General features: G+C 62.4%; 19 protein-coding genes. 3 read left to right on the forward strand and 16 right to left on the reverse strand.

All coding sequences use genetic code 11. The features are described from left to right. Positions 1-39: 39 nt before the first annotated feature. Both ACIPQ1_RS13935 and ACIPQ1_RS13940 read right to left on the reverse strand, forming a co-directional pair. Positions 40-918, reverse strand: coding sequence for a copper resistance protein B (locus tag ACIPQ1_RS13935; protein ID WP_411385471.1), 879 nt, complete (start codon positions 916-918; stop codon positions 40-42). A gap of 10 nt (positions 919-928) precedes the next feature. Then, positions 929-2,737, reverse strand: coding sequence for a copper resistance system multicopper oxidase (locus ACIPQ1_RS13940; RefSeq protein ID WP_446534318.1), 1,809 nt, complete (start codon positions 2,735-2,737; stop codon positions 929-931). 459 nt (positions 2,738-3,196) lie between these two features. On the opposite strand from ACIPQ1_RS13940, the gene nadA reads away from it, so the two are divergent. Beyond that, positions 3,197-4,255, forward strand: coding sequence for a quinolinate synthase NadA (gene nadA / locus ACIPQ1_RS13945; RefSeq protein ID WP_003205010.1), 1,059 nt, complete (start codon positions 3,197-3,199; stop codon positions 4,253-4,255). A gap of 189 nt (positions 4,256-4,444) precedes the next feature. On the opposite strand, the gene ACIPQ1_RS13950 is transcribed toward nadA, so the two are convergent. The 8 genes from ACIPQ1_RS13950 to ACIPQ1_RS13985 all read right to left on the reverse strand — a co-directional run bounded on the left by ACIPQ1_RS13950 (position 4,445) and on the right by ACIPQ1_RS13985 (position 14,708). Next, the gene (locus tag ACIPQ1_RS13950) at positions 4,445-4,933 is read right to left on the reverse strand and encodes an RDD family protein (RefSeq protein WP_250963427.1); all 489 of its coding nucleotides are present in this window, start codon (positions 4,931-4,933) and stop codon (positions 4,445-4,447) included. 94 nt (positions 4,934-5,027) lie between these two features. Further along, complete coding sequence (locus ACIPQ1_RS13955; protein ID WP_003175786.1) at positions 5,028-5,240, reverse strand: cold-shock protein; 213 nt, start codon at positions 5,238-5,240, stop codon at positions 5,028-5,030. Between the two features lie 394 nt (positions 5,241-5,634). Next, on the reverse strand, positions 5,635-6,759 hold the full coding sequence (gcvT, locus tag ACIPQ1_RS13960; RefSeq protein ID WP_446534319.1) for a glycine cleavage system aminomethyltransferase GcvT: 1,125 nt from the start codon (positions 6,757-6,759) through the stop codon (positions 5,635-5,637). Positions 6,760-6,790: 31 nt separating this feature from the next. Continuing rightward, complete coding sequence (locus tag ACIPQ1_RS13965) at positions 6,791-8,167, reverse strand: L-serine ammonia-lyase (RefSeq protein WP_411385467.1); 1,377 nt, start codon at positions 8,165-8,167, stop codon at positions 6,791-6,793. A gap of 232 nt (positions 8,168-8,399) precedes the next feature. Next, positions 8,400-11,249, reverse strand: coding sequence for an aminomethyl-transferring glycine dehydrogenase (gene gcvP / locus ACIPQ1_RS13970; protein ID WP_446534320.1), 2,850 nt, complete (start codon positions 11,247-11,249; stop codon positions 8,400-8,402). 10 nt (positions 11,250-11,259) lie between these two features. Next, the gene (gene gcvH / locus ACIPQ1_RS13975) at positions 11,260-11,643 is read right to left on the reverse strand and encodes a glycine cleavage system protein GcvH (RefSeq protein WP_411385465.1); all 384 of its coding nucleotides are present in this window, start codon (positions 11,641-11,643) and stop codon (positions 11,260-11,262) included. 429 nt (positions 11,644-12,072) lie between these two features. Beyond that, on the reverse strand, positions 12,073-13,581 hold the full coding sequence (locus tag ACIPQ1_RS13980) for a sigma-54-dependent transcriptional regulator (protein ID WP_186706339.1): 1,509 nt from the start codon (positions 13,579-13,581) through the stop codon (positions 12,073-12,075). A 221-nt stretch (positions 13,582-13,802) separates the two neighbouring features. Beyond that, positions 13,803-14,708 (reverse strand): LysR family transcriptional regulator, encoded by a 906-nt coding sequence (locus ACIPQ1_RS13985; protein ID WP_186706338.1) that lies wholly within the window; start codon positions 14,706-14,708, stop codon positions 13,803-13,805. A gap of 114 nt (positions 14,709-14,822) precedes the next feature. Here ACIPQ1_RS13985 and ACIPQ1_RS13990 point away from each other — a divergent pair, with 114 nt between their 5' ends. Further along, positions 14,823-15,701 (forward strand): MBL fold metallo-hydrolase, encoded by an 879-nt coding sequence (locus tag ACIPQ1_RS13990; protein ID WP_446534321.1) that lies wholly within the window; start codon positions 14,823-14,825, stop codon positions 15,699-15,701. A 261-nt stretch (positions 15,702-15,962) separates the two neighbouring features. Further along, positions 15,963-16,577: an NAD(P)-dependent oxidoreductase gene (locus ACIPQ1_RS13995; RefSeq protein ID WP_411385463.1), complete on the forward strand. Its 615-nt coding sequence runs from the start codon at positions 15,963-15,965 to the stop codon at positions 16,575-16,577. A gap of 9 nt (positions 16,578-16,586) precedes the next feature. Here ACIPQ1_RS13995 and ACIPQ1_RS14000 read toward each other — a convergent pair whose 3' ends face one another. The 6 genes from ACIPQ1_RS14000 to ACIPQ1_RS14025 form a co-directional block, all read right to left on the reverse strand. After that, positions 16,587-16,916, reverse strand: coding sequence for a GlpM family protein (locus tag ACIPQ1_RS14000; RefSeq protein WP_187293334.1), 330 nt, complete (start codon positions 16,914-16,916; stop codon positions 16,587-16,589). 25 nt (positions 16,917-16,941) lie between these two features. After that, positions 16,942-18,270, reverse strand: coding sequence for a sigma-54-dependent transcriptional regulator (locus ACIPQ1_RS14005; RefSeq protein ID WP_058546102.1), 1,329 nt, complete (start codon positions 18,268-18,270; stop codon positions 16,942-16,944). Next, complete coding sequence (locus ACIPQ1_RS14010; protein ID WP_446534322.1) at positions 18,267-20,168, reverse strand: sensor histidine kinase; 1,902 nt, start codon at positions 20,166-20,168, stop codon at positions 18,267-18,269. Before ACIPQ1_RS14010 ends, ACIPQ1_RS14005 begins: the two co-directional genes overlap by 4 nt. Before the next feature lie 162 nt (positions 20,169-20,330). After that, positions 20,331-21,065, reverse strand: a complete 735-nt coding sequence (locus ACIPQ1_RS14015) for an amino acid ABC transporter ATP-binding protein (protein WP_018614195.1) — start codon at positions 21,063-21,065, stop codon at positions 20,331-20,333. Continuing rightward, positions 21,062-21,733 (reverse strand): amino acid ABC transporter permease, encoded by a 672-nt coding sequence (locus ACIPQ1_RS14020; protein ID WP_014339892.1) that lies wholly within the window; start codon positions 21,731-21,733, stop codon positions 21,062-21,064. Before ACIPQ1_RS14020 ends, ACIPQ1_RS14015 begins: the two co-directional genes overlap by 4 nt. Further along, positions 21,733-22,479, reverse strand: coding sequence for an amino acid ABC transporter permease (locus tag ACIPQ1_RS14025; RefSeq protein ID WP_053124568.1), 747 nt, complete (start codon positions 22,477-22,479; stop codon positions 21,733-21,735). The genes ACIPQ1_RS14020 and ACIPQ1_RS14025 overlap by 1 nt, the downstream gene beginning before the upstream one ends. Positions 22,480-22,575 lie beyond the last annotated feature (96 nt).

The following is a 22,575-nucleotide window of genomic DNA, read 5'->3' on the forward strand; positions in this document are numbered from 1 at the left end:
GACTCCTACAACTTGGTTTTTAGTTTTTAGTGAAACAGATCAGAACCACAGGCGCAGGCCCAGTACCAGGCGGGCTTCGCTGCGGTCTTCACCCTCTTCTCGGACGTAGTCGGCGGTGTTGCCGTAGACCCGATTCCAGGTGACACCAATGTAGGGCGCGAATTCGCGGCGTATTTCGTAGCGCAGCCGCACGCCGAGTTCGGTGTCCGACAAGCCCGAACCGACGCCACGGGCGGGATCGTTCTTGCCATAGAAGTTGGCTTCGGCGGTGGGCTGCAGGATCAACCGATTGGTCAACAAGATGTCGTAGTCGCCTTCCAGGCGCGCCGCGCTCTGGCCACCTTCGCCGATGAACGCGGTGGCTTCGGCTTCGAAGTTGTAGAGCGCCATGCCTTGCACGCCGAAGGCGGCCCAGGTTTGCGAATCGCCCGGCTTGAAGTCCTGACGCACGCCGGCCACCACATCCCACCAAGGACTGATGGCGTGACCCCACAACGCCTGCAACTCGGCTTTTTCGGTCTTGCCATTGAGGCGTTCACCTTCGGAGCGCAGCCACAAACGGTCGATGTCGCCACCGATCCAGCCGGAGGCGTCCCAGTTCAGGGCGCTGCCGTCATCGGCGTCCTGCCATTCCAGTTGGTCGATGAGGAAAAATGAATGGATGGCGCTGTCGTGCACCGTATGTCCGCCATGATCCTCGTAGACGGCGGCGCGGTCGGCGGCGGTCAGTGCCGGGATCGGCGTGCGGCTGCTGGTCGGCGCCGGTTGCATGGGTTCCATGCCCTGCATCGAGTCCATGCCTTGCATCTGGCTGTGGTCCATGCCGGGCATGTCATTGCTCGCGGCCCAGGCCGAGAGGCTGCTGCCAAAAGCAAGAATGGCCAGGGGCAGGGCGGGGTATTTCACGATAGGGGTCATGGTCGCTTCCTCATTCCTGCACCCGAACTTCACGGAACATGCCCATCTCCATGTGATACAGCAGATGGCAGTGATACGCCCAGCGCCCGAGCGCATCGGCGGTGACCCGGTAGCTGCGCCGGGCGCCCGGTGGCACGTCGATGGTGTGCTTGCGGACCATGAACTGGCCGTTCTCATCCTCCAGGTCGCTCCACATGCCGTGCAGGTGGATGGGGTGGGTCATCATGGTGTCGTTGATCAGCACGATGCGCAGTCGCTCGCCGTACTTGAGCAGCAGCGGTGCGGCGTCGGAGAATTTCACGCCGTTGAACGACCAGGCGAACTTCTCCATGTGCCCGGTCAGGTGCAGCTCGATCGTGCGGCCCGGCTCGCGGCCGTCGGGGTCAGGGAAGGTGCTGCGCAGGTCGGCGTAGGTCAGCACTTTGCGGCCGTTATCGCGCAGCCCCATGCCCGGGTCATCGAGCTTGGGCTTGGCGTTCATGGCCTGCATGTCCACCAGGGGATTGTCTTTCTCGGTGTCGGGGTGCGCGAGCATGTTGTCCATGCCCCGCATGGCACTGTGATCCATACCGGCCATGTCACCCATGCCCTGCATCTGGCTGTGATCCATGCCTTGCATCGCGCTGTCGTCCATCCCCGCCATGCCCTGCATCGAGCCATGGTCCATGCCTTTCATTTCGCCCATGCCGCTGTGGTCCATGCCCGCCATGCCCATGTCGTCCATGGTCACCAAGGGGCGTGGGTCCAGGGGCGGCACCGGCGCCGACAACCCGGCCCTGGCCGCGAGGGTGCCACGGGCATACCCCGTGCGGTCCATGGACTGGGCGAACAGGGTGTAAGCCTCTTGGGTCGGTTCGACAATGACGTCATAGGTTTCCGCCACGGCGATCCGCAACTCATCGACGCTCACCGGCTTGACGTATTGGCCGTCGGACGCCACCACGGTCATCTTCAAGCCGGGAATGCGCACGTCGAAATAGCTCATGGACGAGCCGTTGATAAAGCGCAGGCGCAGACGTTCGCCAGGCTTGAACAGGCCGGTCCAGTTCATGTCCGGCGCCTGGCCGTTCATGAGGTAGGTGTAGGTGGCGCCACTGACGTCAGCCAGGTCAGTGGGGTTCATCTTCATCTCGGCCCACATCTTGCGATCGGCCACGGTGCTGGCCCAGCCGTTCTTGCCCACATCGTCGATGAAGTCGCCAACGGTGCGTTTGTTGTAGTTGTAGTAGTCCGACTGTTTCTTGAGCTTGCGCAGGAGGGCGCCAGGGTCTTCGTCGGTCCAGTCGGTGAGCATCACCACATAGTCCCGTTCGTACTGGAAGGGTTCGGGTTCCCTGGCATCAATCACCAGCGGGCCGTAGACCCCGGACTGTTCCTGGAAACCGGAATGGCTGTGGTACCAGTAGGTGCCGTTCTGCCGGACCTTGAACTGATACACGTACATGCCGCCAGGCTCGATGCCCTTGAAACTCAGCCCCGGAACGCCGTCCATGTTGGCCGGCAGCAGGATGCCGTGCCAATGGATGGAGGTGGTGTCCTCCAAGCGATTGCGTACCCGCAGGGTCACGGTGTCGCCTTCACGCCAGCGCAACAGCGGGCCGGGGATGCCACCGTTGATGGTCTGGGCGGTGCGGGGGCTGCCGGTGAAATTGACCGGGCTTTCGCCGATGAACAGGTCGAACTCGGTGCCTGTCAGTACGCTGGGCAGGCCCGAGCCGGTGACTGCCCAGACCGGCGCACGCCACAAGCCAAGGCCGCCGAGGATGCCGCCAGCAGTCAGGCCCTTTACGAAGGTTCGCCGGGAAGTTTTTGTTTGCATGGAATGAAAGTCCGTCCGTCGATTCGCAGCGAACACCGGTTCCCCTGTGTTGCGTTGAAAAGAAGATGACATAAGCCGGCGGCGCGGGTGATTACATTTCAGTCAGCTTGCCGGACGTGAATACCGGGGCGCTTTTGTGGCGAGGGAGCTTGCTCCCGCTGGGCCGCGAAGCGGCCCCGAGATCTGCCATCCTATCTGCCAGTCTGTTGTTCCCGGCCTTTTTGGGGCCGCTTCGCAGCCCAGCGGGAGCAAGCTCCCTCGCCACAGTGGAGCGCATCCGGCTCTGTGGCCGGGCACAGGTCAGAATGATCTTTTGCATCGACGGGATATTCTGTAGCCTTGCCGGCTTCACGCTGTCCCGTGCCTGATTGATACCCACTTTCCCGGCGGTACCCGAGTGGTCCGGAGCCGGGTGTATACTCGACTTTCGCGCTAAACGCGCTTGCAGGTCTTGCGAACATGACGCAAATTTCCGAACGCCTTCTGGTCCAGGCCCACCTCGACGCCAAGCAGCCCAAGCCGCTGACCGCCGAGCAAGAGGCCTGGTACCGCGCCGCCATCGCCGCTGAGCTCAAGGCTCAGGACGCGGTGCTGGTCGCGCACTTCTACTGTGACCCGATCATCCAGGCCCTGGCCGAGGAGACCGGGGGCTGTGTCTCCGATTCCCTGGAAATGGCCCGCTTCGGCAATGCCCATCCGGCCAAGACCGTGGTGGTGGCCGGGGTCAAGTTCATGGGCGAGACCGCCAAGATCCTCAACCCCGAAAAACGCGTGTTGATGCCGACCCTGGAGGCCACCTGCTCCCTGGACCTGGGTTGCCCGGTGGACGAATTCTCGGCGTTCTGCGACCAGCATCCGGAGCGCACCGTGGTGGTGTATGCCAACACCTCGGCGGCGGTCAAGGCCCGTGCCGACTGGGTGGTGACGTCCAGTTGCGCGCTGGAAATCGTCGAAAGCCTGATGGACAACGGCGAGACGATCATCTGGGGGCCGGACAAGCACCTGGGCACCTACATCCAGCGCAAGACCGGCGCCGATATGCTGCTCTGGGACGGTGCCTGTATCGTCCATGAAGAGTTCAAGTCCAAGCAGTTGGAAGACATGAAGGCGTTGTACCCGGACGCCGCGATCTTGGTGCACCCGGAGTCGCCGACCTCGGTGATCGAGCTGGCGGATGCGGTGGGTTCCACCAGCCAGTTGATCGCCGCGGCCCAGACGCTGCCGAACAAGACGCTGATCGTCGCCACCGACCGCGGCATTTTCTACAAGATGCAGCAGTTGTGCCCGGACAAGGTCTTCATCGAGGCCCCTACTGCCGGTAACGGCGCGGCATGTCGCAGTTGCGCACACTGCCCATGGATGGCGATGAATACCCTGGAACGGACCCTCAAGAGCTTGCAGGAAGGCGCCAACGAGATCTTCGTCGACCCGGCGCTGATCCCCCAGGCGATTCGCCCGCTCAAGCGCATGCTGGACTTCACCCAGGCGGCGCGGATGAAGCTGGCGGGCAATGCCTGAAGCTGAAGAATATCTTCAGGCTTACGGGGCTTCCTGTGGCGAGGGGATTTATCCCCGCTGGGCCGCGAAGCGGCCCTAAAACCTGACACCACGGAGTGTCGGGATGCCCAAATGGGGCGCGCTTCGCGCCCCAGCGGGGATAAATCCCCTCGCCACAAGTGCATTTCAGTCTGTCTTGTTCGATGACCTTTATTTGGTTTTCTTGGGAATCCGCACCAGCTGCGTATCCGAGTAGATGTCATGCCAGCTGCGCTGGCGCTTGTCGAACAGCGCCCAGATAAAGCCCAGCCCCACCAGCAGCACTGACGCAATCGACACCACGAACCGCAACAGCGCCTGCCACAGGCTGATGGCGGTGCCATCGGCATTCTGCACACGGATGCACCACACCTGCATGCCCAGGGTCTGGCCGTTGTGGGTCCAGAACTTGGCGAAGAAGCCGAACAGCATGAACAGCAGCACGGTGGACAGCAGCGGATCGCCGTCCAGGGCACCGGCTTCGGTCAGGGCGCGCATTTTTTCTTCGCCGATGATCGCCATCTGGATCATCTTGTAGGCACCGCTGGTCACGATCAGCAGCGCCGTGCACAGCAAGAAGTCATAAAACATCGCAGCCAGGCGACGGCCCAGGCCGGCGGGAGGAAAGTCGCCCTGGGGAGTGAGCAGGTGTTTCGGCATGACGGCCTCGGCTGAAAAAAGAAGCCATTTTACGGATTTACGCCCATAAAAAAGCCCCTGATATCAATCAGGGGCTTTTTAGTTCGCGAAAGCCTTAGGCTTCGGCTTGAACCTCGTCAGCCTGCATGCCTTTCTGGCCTTGCACGGCAACGAAAGTGACTTTCTGGCCTTCTTTCAGGCTCTTGAAGCCGTTGCCCTGGATGGCACGGAAATGCACGAACAGATCCGGACCGCTTTCAGGTGTGATAAAACCAAAACCCTTCTCGTCATTGAACCACTTGACGGTACCGCTCTGACGTTGAGACATTTTCTTATTTCCTTTGACGCTAAAATTGATGACAGCCTCTTTCACATGAAAGAGTACTGGGGCTGGGTTGCAGGAAAGTAAGAGACGTCGAACGGGATGTAGCGAACTTCATAAGCTACTGCCCAGGTCACGATTCCAAGCGACCCATGCAAACACAGTGACCAAACTCTACGCCAACTTCGAATGAAAAAACAACCCCCCGGAAGGCCCTGTATTTGCTCAGCTTGCCAGCATTTACGCCGCTTGCGGAGCGGGGCTTATTCGATAGGCTAGTTCAATTGTTTGCCCACGTTATAAAGATCCATCACCTCTAAAGATATGCACCTTTTTATGGCGATTGCGTTACACATTAGTGCACGTATAACGCAATCGCGTTACTTATAGAAACAACCAATCAGCCGCGGTAGTAGCGCTGTGGAACGAATGGCATTTTGCTTACAAGCAAAGGCACCTTTTTCCCACGCACGATGGCCCAGACCGGCGTATCCAACGCTACATAGGCGCTGTCCAGGTAACCCATCGCCAACGGCGCGCCCAAGGTCGGGCCGAAACCGCCGCTGCACACAGTGCCGATAATCTCGCCGGCTTCGTTGACAATCTCCGCACCTTCACGCACCGGTGTGCGTTCCTGGGGCAGCAGGCCGACGCGTTTGCGGCTCACGCCGCCCTGTTGTTGGGCGAACACGGTCTCGGCCCCGGGGAAACCACCGGCGCGGGCGCCGCCGGCACGACGCACTTTGGAAATCGCCCACAGCAGGCTGGCTTCGATTGGTGTCGTCTCGGTGTTCATGTCGTGGCCGTAGAGGCACAAGCCAGCTTCCAGGCGCAGGGAATCACGGGCGCCAAGGCCGATGGCCGCGACTTCCGGCTCGGCCAGCAGGGCGCGGGCGAGTTTTTCCGCGTCGGCGGCGGGTACCGAGATTTCGAAACCGTCTTCACCGGTGTAGCCCGAACGGCTGACAAGGCAGTCCACGCCCAACAGCGTGACGCGCTGGAACTGCATGAAAGTCATTTTCGCCACGTCCGGTGCCAGGCGACCGAGCACGGTGACGGCGGCCGGGCCTTGCAGGGCGAGCAGGGCACGGGTTTCGAACAGCGGCTCGATGCTGCACTGGTCGCCGATTTTCCCTTGCAGGTGAGCCAGGTCCTGATCCTTGCAGGCGGCGTTGACCACCAGGAACAGTTCGTCATTGCCCAGGTTGGCGACCATCAGGTCGTCGAGGATGCCGCCGTTGTCGTTGGTGAACATGGCGTAGCGCTGCATGCCCACCGGCAGGTCGATGATGTCCACCGGCACCAGGGTTTCCAGGGCCTTGGCAGCACCTGCGCCGGTCAAGCGGATCTGGCCCATGTGGGACACGTCGAACAACCCGGCCTGATCGCGGGTGTGCTGGTGTTCCTTCATCACGCCCAATGGGTACTGTACCGGCATGTCGTAGCCGGCGAACGGCACCATGCGGGCGCCGAGTTCGAGGTGCAGGGCGTGCAGCGGGGTTTTCAACAGTTGTTCGGTGGACATATCAACTCCTGGAAAATGAAAATGACGCGCGTCAGCATTCGATGATGTTGACCGCCAGACCGCCGCGGGCGGTCTCCTTGTATTTGCTTTTCATGTCGGCGCCGGTCTGGCGCATGGTGCGGATGACTTTGTCGAGGGAGACGAAGTGATGCCCGTCGCCGCGCATGGCCATGCGCACCGCGTTGATGGCCTTCACCGAACCCATGGCGTTGCGTTCGATGCACGGCACTTGCACCAGGCCGCCGATCGGGTCGCAGGTCAGGCCGAGGTTGTGTTCCATGCCGATCTCGGCGGCGTTTTCCACTTGCTGCACGGTGCCGCCGAGCACTTCGCACAAGGCACCGGCGGCCATGGAACAGGCCACGCCCACTTCACCCTGGCAACCGACTTCGGCGCCGGAGATGGAGGCGTTTTCCTTGTAGAGGATGCCGATGGCGGCGGCGGTCAGCAGGAAGCGCACCACGCCGTCCTCGCTGGCCCCGGGGATGAAGCGCATGTAGTAATGCAGTACGGCCGGAACGATGCCTGCCGCGCCATTGGTAGGCGCGGTGACAACGCGACCGCCATAGGCGTTTTCTTCGTTGACGGCCAAGGCGTACAGGTTGACCCAGTCCAACACCGACAGCGGATCGCGCAGGGCGGCTTCGGGGTTCTTGCATAACTGGCGGTGCAACGCCGCGGCCCGGCGCTTGACCTTCAGCCCGCCCGGCAGAATCCCTTCGTTGCGACAGCCCGCCGCCACGCAGTCCTGCATCACCTGCCAGATCTTCAGCAGGCCGGCGCGGGTCTCGGCTTCGGGGCGCCAGGCGCTTTCGTTGGTCAGCATCACCTGGCTGATGGACAGGCCATAGGTGCTGCAATGGCCCAGCAGGTCCTTGGCACTCTTGAACGGGAAGGTCAGGGGCGTGGCGTCTTCGACGATGCGGTCGGCACCGGCGGCGTCTTCATCCACGACAAAGCCGCCACCGACCGAGTAGTACTCGCGGCTGCGCACTTGCAGCCCGGCGGCATCGAAGGCGCGGAAGATCATGCCGTTGGGGTGAAAGGCCAGCGGCTTGCGGATCATCGCCAAGTGCAGCTTTTCATTGAATTCGATGGAGCGTTCGCCGAGCAGGTTCAGGCGACCGTTGCTGCGGATCTCCTGGAGCCGGGCGTTCACCGTCTCGGTGTCCACGGTGTCGGGGTGCTCGCCCTCCAGGCCCAGCAACACGGCCTTGTCACTGCCGTGGCCCTTGCCGGTGGCCCCGAGCGAGCCATAGAGCTCGACCTTGACGCTGGTAATGCTTTCAAGCAGATCGTCACGGCGCAGCCCCTCGACAAAACGGGCAGCGGCACGCATCGGGCCGACGGTATGGGAGCTGGAAGGACCGATACCGATCTTGAACAGGTCGAACACGCTTAACGACATGGTGTTTCTCCGGTTTCTTTTTATGAGATCGACGGTTTACAAGGCTTGGCACATTCCCCTTGTGGGAGCGAGCTTGCTCGCGATTGCGGTGTGACAGTCACCTGAGTGCTGACTGACAACCCGCTATCGCGAGCAATCTAGCTCCCACAAGGACTGTGGTTTCCTTGAGAAAATTCTTTCACAAGGGATGCGGTGTGTCTGATAGGGGCGAGTAACCCCGCCCCTTCACAGATCAAGCGTAGCTTTCGATCGACGGACAGGCGCAAACCAGGTTGCGGTCGCCAAACACGTTGTCGACCCGGCCCACGGGCGGCCAGTACTTGCCTTCGATCAACGACGCCACCGGGTACACCGCCTGTTCGCGGCTGTACGGGTGAGTCCAGTCGCCGACCAGTTCCGCCGCGGTGTGCGGGGCGTTCTTGAGCGGGTTGTCGTCTTTGTCCAGGCTGCCGTTTTCCACCGCGCGGATTTCTTCGCGGATGCAGATCATGGCGTCGCAGAAGCGGTCCAGCTCTTCCTTGGATTCGCTTTCGGTCGGCTCGATCATCAACGTGCCGGCCACCGGGAACGACATGGTCGGGGCGTGGAAACCGAAGTCGATCAGGCGCTTGGCCACGTCATCGACGCTGATGCCGCTGCTGTCCTTGAGCGGACGCAGGTCGAGGATGCATTCGTGGGCCACCAGACCGTTGCTGCCGGAGTAGAGCACCGGGTAGTGCTCTTCCAGGCGACGGGCGATGTAGTTGGCATTGAGGATCGCCAGTTGCGAGGCGCGCTTGAGGCCGGCGCCGCCCATCATGCGGATGTACATCCAGGTGATGGGCAGGATGCTCGCGCTGCCGAACGGCGCCGCGCACACCGCGCCTTCCTTGCGTTCCATGTTGGCATGGCCCGGCAGGAACGGCGCCAGGTGGGACTTGACGCCAATCGGGCCGACGCCCGGGCCGCCACCGCCGTGAGGGATGCAGAAGGTCTTGTGCAGGTTCAGGTGCGACACGTCGCCGCCGAACTTGCCCGGGGCGCAGAGGCCGACCATGGCGTTCATGTTGGCGCCGTCGATATACACCTGGCCGCCGTTGTCATGAATGATGCCGCAGATTTCGCGGATGCCTTCTTCGAACACACCGTGGGTGGACGGGTAGGTGATCATCAGCGCGGCGAGGTGTTCGCGGTGCTCGATGGCCTTGGCGCGCAGGTCTTCGATGTCGACGTTGCCACGGGCATCGCAGGCGGTCACGACCACGCGCATGCCGGCCATGTTGGCGGTGGCCGGGTTGGTGCCGTGGGCCGAGGAGGGGATCAGGCAGATGTCGCGACGGTCTTCGCCACGGCTCTGATGATAGGCGCGGATCGCCAGCAAGCCGGCGTATTCACCCTGGGAGCCGGCGTTGGGTTGCAGCGACACCGCGTCATAGCCGGTGGCGGCGCAGAGCATGGCCTCCAGCTCGTCGGTCAGTTGCTGGTAACCGGCGCTTTGCTCGGCCGGGGCGAACGGGTGCAGGGCGCCGAACTCGGCCCAGGTCACCGGGATCATTTCGCTGGCGGCGTTGAGTTTCATGGTGCAGGAACCCAGCGGGATCATGGTGCGATCCAGGGCCAGGTCCTTGTCGGCGAGCTTGCGCAGGTAACGCATCAGCTCGGTTTCGGAGTGGTAGCGGTTGAACACCGGGTGGCTGAGGATCGCCGATTGGCGCACCAGCTCGGCCGGGATGTGGCTTTGCACGTTGGCGGCCAGTGCGGCGAAGTCTGGCAGGGCCTTGCCGTCGGCCAATAGGTTCCACAGTGCTTCAATGTCAGCCTGGTTGGTGGTCTCGTCCAGGGACAGGCCCAGGCGTTGCGCGTCCACCACACGCAGGTTGATGCGCTGGGCACGGGCCTTGTCGTGCAGGACGGCGGTTTGCGCGCCGGTGTGCAGGGTCAGGGTGTCGAAGAAGCTTTCCTGCTCTACCTTCAGGCCCAGCGCGCCCAGGCCCTTGGCAAGGATTGCAGTCAGGTGATGGATGCGGTTGGCGATTTGCACCAAGCCTTTGGGGCCGTGGTACACGGCGTACATGCTGGCGATGTTGGCGAGCAGTACTTGGGCGGTGCAGATGTTGCTGGTGGCTTTCTCGCGGCGGATGTGTTGTTCGCGGGTCTGCATCGCCAGGCGCAGGGCTGGCTTGCCGAAACGGTCCACGGAAACGCCGACCAGGCGGCCCGGCATGTCGCGCTTGAACGCATCCTTGGTGGAGAAATAAGCCGCGTGCGGGCCGCCGAAACCCAGCGGCACGCCGAAGCGCTGGGCGCTGCCGATGGCGACGTCGGCGCCGAATTCGCCCGGAGGCGTCAGCAGGGTCAGGGCCAGCAGGTCAGCGGCGACGGCCACCAGGGCGTTGGCGGCGTGGAAGCGTTCGGTCAGTTCGCGGTAGTCGAACAGGTCGCCGTTGCTGGCCGGGTATTGCAACAGCGCGCCAAAGAAGCCGCTGACGTCGCTCAGTTCGCGCTCATCGCCCACCACCACATCGATGCCCAGGGGCTCGGCACGGGTGCGAAGCACGTCGAGGGTTTGCGGGTGGCTGTGCACGGAGGCGAAGAACGCATTGCTGCCCTTGTTCTTGCTCAGACGCTTGCAGAAGGTCATGGCTTCGGCGGCGGCCGTGGCTTCGTCCAACAAGGAGGCGTTGGCGATCGGCAGACCAGTGAGGTCGCTGATCAGGGTCTGGAAGTTCAGCAGCGCTTCGAGACGGCCCTGGGAGATTTCTGGCTGGTACGGGGTGTAGGCGGTGTACCAGGCCGGGTTTTCCAGCAGGTTGCGCAGGATCGGCGCCGGCGTGTGGCAGTTGTAGTAGCCCTGGCCGATGTAGGTCTTGAACAGTTGGTTCTTGCCGGCGATGGCCTTGATCGAGGCCAGTGCATCGGCTTCGCTCTGGCCGTCGCCCATGTCCAGCACGCTGGTGCCCTTGATGCTTTCCGGGATGACGCTGGCGCTCAAGGCTTCCAGGGAGTCGTAGCCCAGGCGTTCGAGCATGGCTTGCTCGTCGCCTGCACGCGGGCCGATGTGGCGGGCGATGAATTCGTTGGCGGTGCCGAGATTAACGGTCATGGTGCGCTCCTCAGGCTTCGGCGTTGGCTTTGATCAGGCGATCGTAGGCATCTTGATCCAACAGCTTAGCCACTGCGCTGGCGTCGGTCGGTTTAAAGCGGAAGAACCAGCCTTCGCCCAGCGGATCTTCGTTGACCAGTTCGGGGCTGGCGTCGAGTTTGTCGTTCACTTCGAGCACTTCACCGTCCAAGGGCATGTACACGCCGCTGGCGGCCTTGACCGATTCCACGGTGGAGGCTTCGGCGCCTTTTTCGTAGGCCTGCAATTCAGGCAGTTGCACAAAAACCACGTCGCCCAATGCGTTCTGCGCGAAAGCGGTGATGCCTACGGTGACGCTGCCGTCGACTTCGGCGCGCAGCCATTCGTGATCTTCAGTGAAACGCAACTCGCTCATGGAAACTCCTGGGGCCAGATTCGTCTGGTGGACGCGAAGAAAGGCGCGGGGCTTGGCCCGGCCGAATGGTTATACCCATAGCAAGAATGCGGCCAATGTCATTAATGGCTTATATATCAATGGGTTGAGTGGATATGTCGAGACGTGGATTGACTTGGCTGTAGCGAAATCGCTACAGCTGCACGCCTGGAAAAAATCGTTGTGGGATCAAAGCCTTGCGCCATGCAGGTTAGCGCGGCGTGTAGCGATATCGTTCCGCTGTAGCGCTTTCAGTACAGTGGAGGTCGTTTTTGACCCTACTTTCGAATGCAACACAAGACACCTGTGGGAGCGAGCTTGCTCGCGATGACGCTAGCCCAGTCAACCATAGGGTGACTGACACACCGCTATCGCGAGCAAGCTCGCTCCCACAGGGGAACTGCGGCGGGTTTATGGCTTCCCGGAAATACCGTACTTGCGCAACCGATGGGCAATCGCGGTATGGGAGGTCTGCAGGCGGCTGGCCAACTGGCGGGTGGACGGGTAGTTGGCATACAAACTTTCAAGCAGGTGCTTCTCGAAGCTTTCCACAGCCTGTTCCAGGCTCTCGACTTCCACATCACCCTGGCGCGCCACCGAGGTGCCGGCGATGTCGAGGTCGCCGATGTCCACCAGGCTGCTTTCGCAGATGGCGGCGGCGCGGAAGATCACGTTCTGCAATTGCCGCACGTTGCCCGGCCAGCGGTTGCCCAACAGTGCCGGATACGTGCCGGGAGCGAGGCGGCAGACCGGGCGCTGGATCTGCGCGCAGGCCTGCTGCATGAAATAACGCGCCAGCAGCAGGATGTCCTGGCCGCGCTCACGCAGCGGCGGCACTTCGACGTTGAGCACGTTCAGGCGATAAAACAGGTCTTCGCGGAACGAGCCTTCGCTGACCATTTTCTCCAGGTTGCGGTGGGTGGCGCTGAGGATCCGCACATTGACCTTGATTTCCCGGTCGCCGCCCACCCGGCGGAAGCTGCCATCGTTGAGGAAACGCAGCAGCTTGGCTTGCAGGTACGGCGACATCTCGCCGATTTCATCGAGGAACACCGTGCCCTGGTTCGCCAGTTCCATCAGCCCTGGCTTGCCGCCCCGTTGTGCCCCGGTGAAGGCGCCGGGGGCGTAGCCGAACAATTCGCTTTCGGCCAGGTTCTCCGGCAGCGCGGCGCAGTTCAGGGCCAGGAACGGTGCGCTGTGACGGGCGCTGATGGCGTGGCAAGCCCGGGCCACCAGTTCCTTGCCGGTGCCGGTTTCGCCTTGGATCAGCAACGGTGCATCCAGGGCCGCGACGCGCTGGGCCCGGGCCTTGAGGGTGCGGATCGCCGGGGATTCGCCTAGTAGCGCGTCGAAACCTTCGGCGTGGTCATGATGCAGTGCCGACAGGCGCTCGCCGATGCGGTTGGGCTGATACAACGTCAGCAGCGCGCCGGCATCGGTGATAGGCGTGGCGTCCAGCAGCAAGGTCTGGCCGTTGAGGGTGATTTCCCGCAGCGGCAAGCGGAAACCGTTCTCCAGCAGGGCGCCGAGCAATGCCTCGTCACCGAACAGCTCGGCCACGCTTTCCCCGGCCGGTTCACGCCCGTACAGGGCAATCAGCGCCGGGTTGGCCAGCAACACCTTGCCGGCGCTGTCCAGGGCCAGCACCGGGTCGGTCATGGCGGCGAGCAAGGCATCGAGCTGCAAGTGCCGACGCTGGCCCGGCAGGATGTCCACCACGGTGACGGCCTGCACGCCGCGCACGCTGAACAGCGCCTCGCGCAACTCGTCGAGCACTTGCGGGCTGAGGGTCGGGGCGTCGATGTAGACGTTGGGCGGCACCATCTCCACGGCATCCAGATTGAGATTGCGCCCACCGAGCAAGGCCAGGACTTCCTGGGTGATGCCGACGCGGTCGATGAAACTGACGTGGATACGCATGGGGCGGTTTAGGGTTCTGGAGTGCGGAGGGTGGCCAGTATGCCTTGGGGCGGGCTGTTGGTGAAATCCCGACGCAGCCTTGAGGCTGCACCGAGATCCCCTGTGGGAGCGAGCTTGCTCGCGATAGCGGTGTATCAGTCAATAAAGGTTGGCTGACACTCCGCTATCGCGAGCAAGCTCGCTCCCACAAAGGCTCCCACAAAGGCTTGCGCAGAGGGGCGCTACAATCCCACATCCCATTCAGGGGTCTCAGGAAACTTCAGCACCAGAAAATCCAGCAGGCTGCGCAACGCCGACGGCATGTGCTTGCGTGAGGCGTACACCGCGTACATGTTCATCCGGCGCGGTTCGGCGTGGCCCAGCAGGCGCACCAGTTCACCGCTCTGGATATGCGGGCCAGCCTGGTAGCTGGGCAGCATCGCCACGCCCGCGCCGGCTATCGTGGCCTGGAGCAAGGTGCTGGCTTCGTTGGCGCTGATATTGCCTTGCACCGGCACCGCGACCGGCTCGCCGTCTTGCTCGAAATGCCACAGGCTCTTGCCGACGTAGGAATGGGTCAGGCAGTTGTGCCGGCTCAGGTCTTCCACGCGCAGCGGTGTCGAGTGCTCACGCAGATACCGCGGCGACGCGCAGATCACCGAGCGGCAGACGGTAAGGCGGCGTGCGATCAGGTTCGGGTCCAGGTCATTGCTCATGCGGATCGCCAGGTCGATGCGTTCATCCACCAGGTTGACGGTGCGGTCGAGCATCTGCAGGTCGACGCTCACCCCTGGGTAGCGCTTGACGTATTCGGCCATGGCGCTCGCCAGTTGGGCCTGGCCGAACGAAGTGCTGGCACTGATGCGCAACATGCCCCGGGGCGCGTCGTCCGGGGTGCCGACGGCGGCTTGCATGTCGCCGGACAACTCCAGCATCTGCCGGCAGCGCGGCAGGATCTCCGTGCCGGCGGCGGTCAGGCTCAGTTTGCGCGTGGTGCGGTGCATCAGCCGGGCACCGACCCAGTCTTCCAGCTCTGCCAGGTAGCGCGACACCACCGGCCGCGACAGGTCCAGGTGCTCGGCCGCCGCTGACTGGCTACCGAGGTCGACCACCGTGACGAACACCCGCATTGCTTGTAGACGATCCATGATTTGCCCGCTTTCAGAAACAAACTATGTCCCAGCATCGCATTTTTTGTAACGAGTCAGGCAACTAAGCTCAGTCTCATTCCCCTGACGGGTTTTTGGACAACGGAGCACACCATGACCGGATTTATCCCACTCAAGCGCCTGCTGCTGGCCACCGCCGCCCTGGCCTTCACCGCCCAGGGCTGGGCCGCCGATTTGACGCTCGACGTCTACAACCCTGGTGCGGCGGCGATTTTTCCAGTGACGTCGGTGTTGGTCAGTGGTGAGAAGGAGGCGATTTTGGTGGACGCCCAGTTTGGCAAGACCCAGGCCGAGCAGGTGGTGGAGAAAATCCGCGCCAGTGGCAAACGGCTGACCACGATCTACATCAGCCATGGCGATCCGGACTACTATTTTGGCTTGGAAACCCTCACCGCCGCGTTCCCCGAGGCCAAGGTGCTGGCGTCGGCGCCGACCGTCGAACACATCAAGCACACCCTCGACGGCAAGCTGAAATATTGGGGGCCGATCCTGAAGACCGATGCACCCACCAAGGCCATCGTGCCCCAGGTGCTAAAGGGCGACAGCCTGACCCTGGAAGGCCAGCGCCTGCAGATCGTCGGCCTCGATGGTCCACAACCGGACCGCAGTTTCGTCTGGATTCCATCGATCAAGGCGGTGGTTGGCGGTGTCGTGGTGGCCGAGAATATTCATGTGTGGATGGCCGACACCCAGACGCCGAAGTCTCACAAGGATTGGTTGGCGACGCTGGATCACATTGAAAAGCTGCAACCGGCCACGGTCATTCCCGGCCATTACCTGGGCGAAAGCGCCCGTTCCCTGGCCCCGGTGACATTCACTGCCGGTTACATCAAGGCCTTCGATGAAGAAACCGCCAAGACCAAGGATTCCGCCGCGCTGATCGCCGCCATGAAACTACGCTATCCGAACTTGGGTGAAGACAGTTCCCTGGAACTGAGTGCCAAGGTGGCAAAAGGCGAGATGAAGTGGTGAGGTATTGAGACAGCGATGAGGCTGGGCTGATGCGCTTTGTGGCGAGGGAGCTTGCTCCCGCTGGGCTGCGCAGCGGCCCCAATACCAGCCAATGAGTCGTGACTGGCACACCGCATGAGCATTTTTGCGACTGCTGCGCAGCCGAGCGGGAGCAAGCTCCCTCGCCACAAGGGCTTCATTTCAAGCCATAAAGGCTCATGTCACTTGGAAATATTCAAGCAACTGCTTCAGTAGCATCTTGTGTAATCAACGGAGAACACCATGAGCAAAATCGCAATCATCGGCGCCACCGGGCGTGCGGGTAGCCAGCTGTTGGAAGAGGCCCTTCGCCGTGGTCACAGCGTGACGGCCATTGCCCGCAACACCGCGAAAATCGGCGAAAGGGCCGGGGTGGTCAGCAAACAGCTGGATGTATTGGACAGCGAGGCATTGACTGCGGCCATCGCTGGCCACGACGTGGTGATCAGTGCCGCGCACTTTGCCACCGTGCCGGCCGATAAAATCATCGCACCGCTGAAGGCCGCCGGGGTCAAGCGCCTGCTGGTGGTCGGCGGGGCTGGTTCGTTGCTGCTGCCGGATAACAGCCGGGTGATCGACAGTGACGGTTTTCCTGAGGAATACCTGGCCGAAGCCAGCGCCGGTGCCGTGTTCCTGGATGTGCTGCGCAAGGAACAGGACTTGGACTGGACCTTCCTCTCGCCTTCGGCGGAGTTCGTTGAAACCGAGCGCACCGGGCAGTTCCGAGTGGGTAAGGACCACCTGCTGTTTGATGACACCGGGCGCAGTTGGATCAGCTTCGCCGATTACGCCATCGCGATGATCGATGAAGTGGAAACGCCGCAGTTTTCGCAAAAGCGGTTTACCGTCGGTTATTGATCACAGGGATCAGCCGTGAAGCCGCACCCAGACGCTGACCAGCACCGTCGCCGCCATCAGCCAGGCGACGGCTGCCACGGCCAATGAGGCCTCGAGGCGCATGCGGTCGACCATCACGTACAGCGTTGCGAGATAGACGAAGTACGGAATGATCGACCACATGCCAAACACGATGGTGGTCTTCAGGTCGTCCACCGAGCGGCCCTTGCCGACGATGTAGTGGGCGATCAGGGCGAAGGTGGGGAACAGCGGCACCAACCCGGCGATGTAGTAATTCCTGGTCTTGGCGAGCATCGCCAGGATGACCACTACGGCGGCACCCAGCGCCGCCTTGAAAATCAGATCCACAGGTTCACATCCCAGGTCAGTGGCTCAGGCCATATTTTTTGACTTTGTCGAACAGCGTGGTCTTGGCCATGCCCAGTTCCTGGCTGGCCTGGGTCAGGTTGCCACCGCTGCGTTGCAGGGCGTCCACCAGCAGGTTGCGTTCGAAGGCTTCCACCGCTTCGGCGAAGGCCAGGCCCTGGCTGCCACCGCTGGCGCCGGAGCGCTTGAAGGCCGGCAGGCCCAAGGCGTAGCGCTCGGCGACGTTGCGCAGCTCGCGCACGTTGCCCGGCCAATCATGGCTCATCAGGTTCGACAGGGTCTGGTTGTCCAGCTCCGGCACCGTGCGGTCGAAGCGCAGGGACGACTGCTGGAGGAAATGCTCGAACAGTTGCAGGATGTCTTCGCGCCGCTCGCGCAGGGGTGGCAGCTCCAGGGTCACCACGTTGAGGCGGTAATACAGGTCGCTGCGGAACTGCCCGGAGCGGCCCATTTCGTCCAGGTCGGACTTGGTGGCGGCGATCACCCGGCAATCCACGGCCACGCTCTGGTTCGAACCCAGGCGTTCGAGGGTGCGTTCCTGCAACACGCGCAGCAACTTGATCTGCAAGGGCAGGGGCATGCTCTCCACTTCATCGAGGAACAGTGTGCCGCCATCGGCGTGCTCGATCTTGCCGATCCGGCGCTTGCCGGCACCGGTGAAGGCATTGGCCTCGTGGCCGAAAATCTCGCTTTCGAACAGGTTCTCCGGCAGGCCGCCGCAGTTCAGTGCGACGAACTGCTTGTCGTGGCGCCGACTGAAATCATGCAGGCAGCGGGCGACCAGTTCCTTGCCGGTGCCGGTTTCGCCTTCGATCAGCACGTTGGCCGAGGTGTCGGCGACGTTGGCGATCAGCGCTCGCAGGTGTTGCATGGCCGGCGAGCGACCAATGATCCGGCCTTCCAGGGAATCGCGTTCGGCCAGTTGCCGCCGCAGCGATGACACTTCCCGGGCCAGGCTGCGCTGCTCCAGGGCGCGGCGGGCGACATCCACCAAGCGTTCAGGAGAGAAGGGCTTCTCCATGAAGTCATAGGCGCCTTTTTGCATGGCGCCCACGGCCATGGAAATGTCGCCATGGCCGGTGATCAGCACCACCGGCAGGCTGCGGTCCCGCGCCTTTAGGCGGGTCAGCAGTTCCAGGCCGTCGATGCCCGGCAGGCGAATGTCGCTGATGACGATGCCGGCAAAGTTATCGTCGACCCGCTCCAGCGCCTCTTCGGCGCTGCCGACGCCGATGCAGGGAATGTCTTCCAGGCTCAAGGCCTGCTGGCAGCCCAGCAGGACGTGGGGGTCGTCTTCGACGATCAGTACGCTCAGGTCGTGGTTCATAGCGGCTCGGCAGGTGAAGGGTTCACCAACGGTAGGTTGAGGACAAACGTGGTGCCACGCTCGAGCGGGTACTCGACGCCCAGGTGCCCACCCGCGGCGGCGGCCAGGCTCGCCGAGAGCGTCAGGCCCAGGCCCAGGCCTTGTTCGCCAGGCTTGGTGGTGAAGAACGGTTCGAACAAATGCTTGCGGGCTTCAGGATCGATGCCGTGGCCATTGTCGCGCACCCGCAAGCGATATTTACCGTCGGCGGCCTGGCCTTCGAGCCACAGTTTCGGCTCGGGTTGCGTCTGCATGGCGTCCAGGGCATTGCCGACCAGGTTCACCAGGATCTGTTCCAGGCGGGTCTGGTCGATTTGCAATTGGACGTCATCGAAACCGCTGTGGATCTGGATGTCCAGGTTTTCCAGGCGTCCGCCCAGCAGTTGCAAGGCAGCTTCGACGGCCTTGCCCAGGCTCGCTCGGCCCTGGTCATCGCCGCGGCGGGCAAAGGCCCGCAGGCTGGCGGTGATCCGGCCCATGCGGTCGATCAATTCATTGATGGTCTTGAGGTTGGTGCTGGCGATGTCCAGTTGGCCGCGCTCCAGGAAACGTACGGTGTTGCCGGACAAAGTGCGCAACGCCGCCAGCGGCTGGTTGAGTTCATGGGCAATACTGGTGGACATCTGGCCGATGGCCGCCAGTTTTCCGGCCTGGACCAGTTCGTCCTGGGCCCGGCGCAAGGTCTCTTCGGCCTGGCGTCGCTCGCGGATCTGGCCCTTGAGTCGTTCGTTGCTGGCACGCAGGTCGGTGGTGCGTTCGGTAATCCGACGCTCGAGCTGGTTGTTGGCTTCCTGCAAGGCTTCCCGGGCGGCGAGGCGGGTGGCGATGACCTTGCGCCGTTCGTTCCAGGCGATCAGCAGGAACGCCACCAGGGCGAAGGCCACGGCCACCAGGATGCCTTGGTTGATCGCCTGGCGACGCAGGTCTTCAAGGGGCGTCAGCAGGGTGAAATTCCACGGGGTATCACTCAAGGGCCGGGTTTGCGACAAGTAGCTGATGGCGCGCTCGTCGGACACCAGTTCGGTGTTGGCCGGGAAGGTCAGCTTCTCCATGCCTTCGGCCAGGCGTTCCCGGGCCAGGGGCACCAGCTCGTTCAAAGGGAACCAATAATATTGCAGGCTGCGGGCCAGGCGTTCCTTGGTCTCGTCGCTCAGGGGGCGCACCGACTTGAGCCGTCGCGCCGGGTCGCTGGACAGGATGATGATGCCGTTTTCATCACTGACGAACGCCTCCAGCCGCGCCCGCTGCCAGCGCTCCTCCATGGCTTCGAGGCGTACCTTGACCACGGCGACGCCGATGATCTTGCCCTGTTGTTCCAGGCCGTGGGCGAGGTAGTAGCCGGGCTCGCCATTGGTGCTGCCGATGCCATAGAACCGTCCCGGCTGGCCGCGCACGGCGTTCTGGAAGTAGGCGCGGAAGGACAGGTCTTCGCCCAGGTAACTGTCGACATCACGCCAGTTGCTGGTGGCCATCACCCGGCCGGTGGTGTCCATCACGTAGATGGCCCGGCTGCGACTGCGGCGGTTCAGGCCTTCGAGGTATTCGTTGACGGTCTTGCGATGCTCGGGCGTCGGGTCGTCGAGCAGTTGCGAGACGCTCGACTCAAGCTCCAGCAGGCTGGGCAGGTAGGTGTACTTGCTGATCTCGCTCTCGACCGCACGGGCGTGCAGTTCCAACTGGCGCTCGCCATTCTCGGCGAGGCCACGTACGCCGTAGTGCTCGCTGATCCAGAAGCCGAGGTAACCCAGGCCGATCATCAACGCAATGACCAGCGGCGGCAGGAACAGATGGCGGATCAGGCGGGGTTTCACGGCGAGTGATGGCGGCGCGGCGCGATAAAGGGTGGGGTCGCATTTCATCACAGAAGCCTTGGGTCAACCACAACACAAATCGACAAGCCAACTCCAATCCCAATTGTGGGAGCGAGCTTGCTCGCGATAGCGGACTCTCAGTCAACACAATGGTCGATCAGGCGGCAGTCATCGCGAGCAAGCTCGCTCCCACAGTGGGGAGCGGTGGTTTTAGTGCTGCAGGATTTTCTCAAGGAAATGCTGCGCACGTTCGGAGCGGGCGCTGATGTCGCCGAAGAACTCTTCTTTCGGGCAGTCCTCGATGATCTGGCCCTGGTCCATGAAGATCACCCGGTTCGCCACTTTGCGGGCGAAGCCCATTTCGTGGGTCACGCACATCATGGTCATGCCTTCGTGGGCCAGTTGCACCATCACGTCGAGCACTTCGTTGACCATTTCCGGGTCAAGGGCCGAGGTCGGTTCGTCGAACAGCATCACCACCGGGTCCATCGCCAGCGCACGGGCAATCGCCACGCGCTGCTGCTGGCCGCCGGAGAGCTGGCCCGGGTGCTTGTGGGCGTGGGCCGAGAGACCCACGCGCTCAAGCAATTGCAGGCCTTTCTTGGTGGCTTCTTCCTTGCTGCGGCCCAGCACCTTGATCTGCGCGATGGTCAGGTTCTCGGTGATGGTCAGGTGCGGGAACAGTTCGAAGTGCTGGAACACCATGCCCACGCGCGAACGCAGTTTCGGCAGGTTGGTCTTCGGGTCGGCGATGGACGTGCCATCGACCACGATGTCGCCCTTCTGGAACGGCTCCAGGGCGTTCACGCACTTGATCAGCGTGGACTTGCCCGAACCCGACGGCCCGCACACCACCACAACCTCACCCTTGCTGACCTCGGTGCTGCAATTGGTCAGTACCTGGAAGTCCCCATACCACTTGTTGATGTTCTTGATAGAGATCATACGGCGAACCTTTTTTGCAGACGCTTGACCAGCAGCGAGGCGGCAAAGCTGATTGTGAAGTACACGAGACCTGCGATGATCAGGAACTCATTGGAGCGGCCGATGATGTCGCCATTGGCCCGCGAAGCATTGAGGAAGTCCACCAGGCCGACCGTGTAGACCAGCGAGGTGTCCTGAAACAGGATGATGCTCTGTTGCAGCAACAGCGGGGTCATCTTGCGGAACGCCTGGGGCAGGATGATCAGGCGCATGACCTGGCCATAGTTCATGCCCAGTGCCTGTGCCGCGCCCATCTGGCCCTTGGGGATCGACTGCACGCCGGCCCGCACGATTTCGCAGAAGTACGCCGCCTCGAACATCATGAACGCCACGACGCAGGAGCCGAACGCACCGATCGGCGTGTCTTCGCCGGTGATCCAGCGCAGCACGAACGGCACCGCCAGGTAGAACCAGGTGATGACCAGCAGCAGCGGGATCGAGCGGAAATAGTTGACGTAGGCGCCAGCGATATTGGAGACCAGCTTGTTGTGGGACAGGCGCATCAGCGCCAGGATCGTCCCCAGGATGATCCCGCCGACGACACCCAGGGCCATCAGCTTGAGGGTCATCACCATGCCGTTCCACAAGCCGGGAATGGCCGGGATGATGCCAGTGAAGTCGAATTCCATTATTTACCCCCCACGGAGATCAGGCCGGGCACCGCGACTTTCTTCTCGACCATGCGCATGAGCAGCATCAGGCTCATGTTCAGGGTGAAGTAGATCAGCGTCGCCAGGGTAAAGGCTTCGAACAGGTTGGCCGAGAACTCGGCGGTCTGCTTGGTCTGCGCGAGCAGTTCCATCAAGCCGATCAGCGAGGCCACGGAGGAGTTCTTGAAGACGTTGAGGAATTCCGAGGTAAGCGGCGGAATGATGATCCGGTAGGCCTGGGGCAGCAGCACGTTCCAGTAGATCTGCGGCAGCTTGAAACCCATGGCGCGGGCGGCGGATTCCTGGCCGCGCGGCAGCGCCTGGATGCCGGTGCGTACCTGTTCGCAGACCCGCGCGGCGGTGAACAGGCCCAGGCACACGACGACGCTCAGGTAGGCCGAGGTGGTCGGGTTCAGGTCCTGCTTGTACCACTCCTGCATATCGGCGGGCAGCAGGTCCGGTACCAGGAAGTACCAGATGAACAGCTGAACCAGCAGGGGCACGTTACGGAAAAGCTCTACGTAGCACGTGGCGATACCCGACACCAGCCGGTTCGGTACGGTACGCATTACACCCAGGATCGAACCCAGCAACAGGGCGATGATCCAGGCGACGACAGCGATGGCGATGGTCCAGCCCAGGCCGGCCACGTACCAGTCGAGATAAATCTCGCTGCCCACGCCGGTGGACTTGAAGAACACGCCCCAGTCCCAGTTGTAATTCATTAGGGTCTCCCCTCAGATCGTTCGATATACAAATGCCCGCCTGGGGAAGCTCCGTTCCCGCCCGGCTTGGAGGCCAGGCACACGCGATCGGCTCGA

This window comes from Pseudomonas sp. LARHCG127, assembly GCF_052871455.1.

What these genes read in the sequence shown, in the direction of transcription:
- nadA (WP_003205010.1), top strand. Translation starts at nt 3,197, where the DNA reads ATGACGCAAATTTCCGAACGCCTTCTGGTCCAGGCCCACCTCGACGCC.
- ACIPQ1_RS13940 (WP_446534318.1), bottom strand. Translation starts at nt 2,737, where the DNA reads ATGCAAACAAAAACTTCCCGGCGAACCTTCGTAAAGGGCCTGACTGCT.
- gcvP (WP_446534320.1), bottom strand. Translation starts at nt 11,249, where the DNA reads ATGACCGTTAATCTCGGCACCGCCAACGAATTCATCGCCCGCCACATC.
- gcvT (WP_446534319.1), bottom strand. Translation starts at nt 6,759, where the DNA reads ATGTCCACCGAACAACTGTTGAAAACCCCGCTGCACGCCCTGCACCTC.
- ACIPQ1_RS13935 (WP_411385471.1), bottom strand. Translation starts at nt 918, where the DNA reads ATGACCCCTATCGTGAAATACCCCGCCCTGCCCCTGGCCATTCTTGCT.
- ACIPQ1_RS14020 (WP_014339892.1), bottom strand. Translation starts at nt 21,733, where the DNA reads ATGGAATTCGACTTCACTGGCATCATCCCGGCCATTCCCGGCTTGTGG.
- ACIPQ1_RS13965 (WP_411385467.1), bottom strand. Translation starts at nt 8,167, where the DNA reads ATGTCGTTAAGCGTGTTCGACCTGTTCAAGATCGGTATCGGTCCTTCC.
- ACIPQ1_RS13990 (WP_446534321.1), top strand. Translation starts at nt 14,823, where the DNA reads ATGACCGGATTTATCCCACTCAAGCGCCTGCTGCTGGCCACCGCCGCC.
- ACIPQ1_RS14005 (WP_058546102.1), bottom strand. Translation starts at nt 18,270, where the DNA reads ATGAACCACGACCTGAGCGTACTGATCGTCGAAGACGACCCCCACGTC.
- ACIPQ1_RS13950 (WP_250963427.1), bottom strand. Translation starts at nt 4,933, where the DNA reads ATGCCGAAACACCTGCTCACTCCCCAGGGCGACTTTCCTCCCGCCGGC.
- ACIPQ1_RS13995 (WP_411385463.1), top strand. Translation starts at nt 15,963, where the DNA reads ATGAGCAAAATCGCAATCATCGGCGCCACCGGGCGTGCGGGTAGCCAG.
- ACIPQ1_RS13980 (WP_186706339.1), bottom strand. Translation starts at nt 13,581, where the DNA reads ATGCGTATCCACGTCAGTTTCATCGACCGCGTCGGCATCACCCAGGAA.
- ACIPQ1_RS14015 (WP_018614195.1), bottom strand. Translation starts at nt 21,065, where the DNA reads ATGATCTCTATCAAGAACATCAACAAGTGGTATGGGGACTTCCAGGTA.
- ACIPQ1_RS13955 (WP_003175786.1), bottom strand. Translation starts at nt 5,240, where the DNA reads ATGTCTCAACGTCAGAGCGGTACCGTCAAGTGGTTCAATGACGAGAAG.
- ACIPQ1_RS13985 (WP_186706338.1), bottom strand. Translation starts at nt 14,708, where the DNA reads ATGGATCGTCTACAAGCAATGCGGGTGTTCGTCACGGTGGTCGACCTC.
- ACIPQ1_RS14025 (WP_053124568.1), bottom strand. Translation starts at nt 22,479, where the DNA reads ATGAATTACAACTGGGACTGGGGCGTGTTCTTCAAGTCCACCGGCGTG.
- gcvH (WP_411385465.1), bottom strand. Translation starts at nt 11,643, where the DNA reads ATGAGCGAGTTGCGTTTCACTGAAGATCACGAATGGCTGCGCGCCGAA.
- ACIPQ1_RS14010 (WP_446534322.1), bottom strand. Translation starts at nt 20,168, where the DNA reads ATGAAATGCGACCCCACCCTTTATCGCGCCGCGCCGCCATCACTCGCC.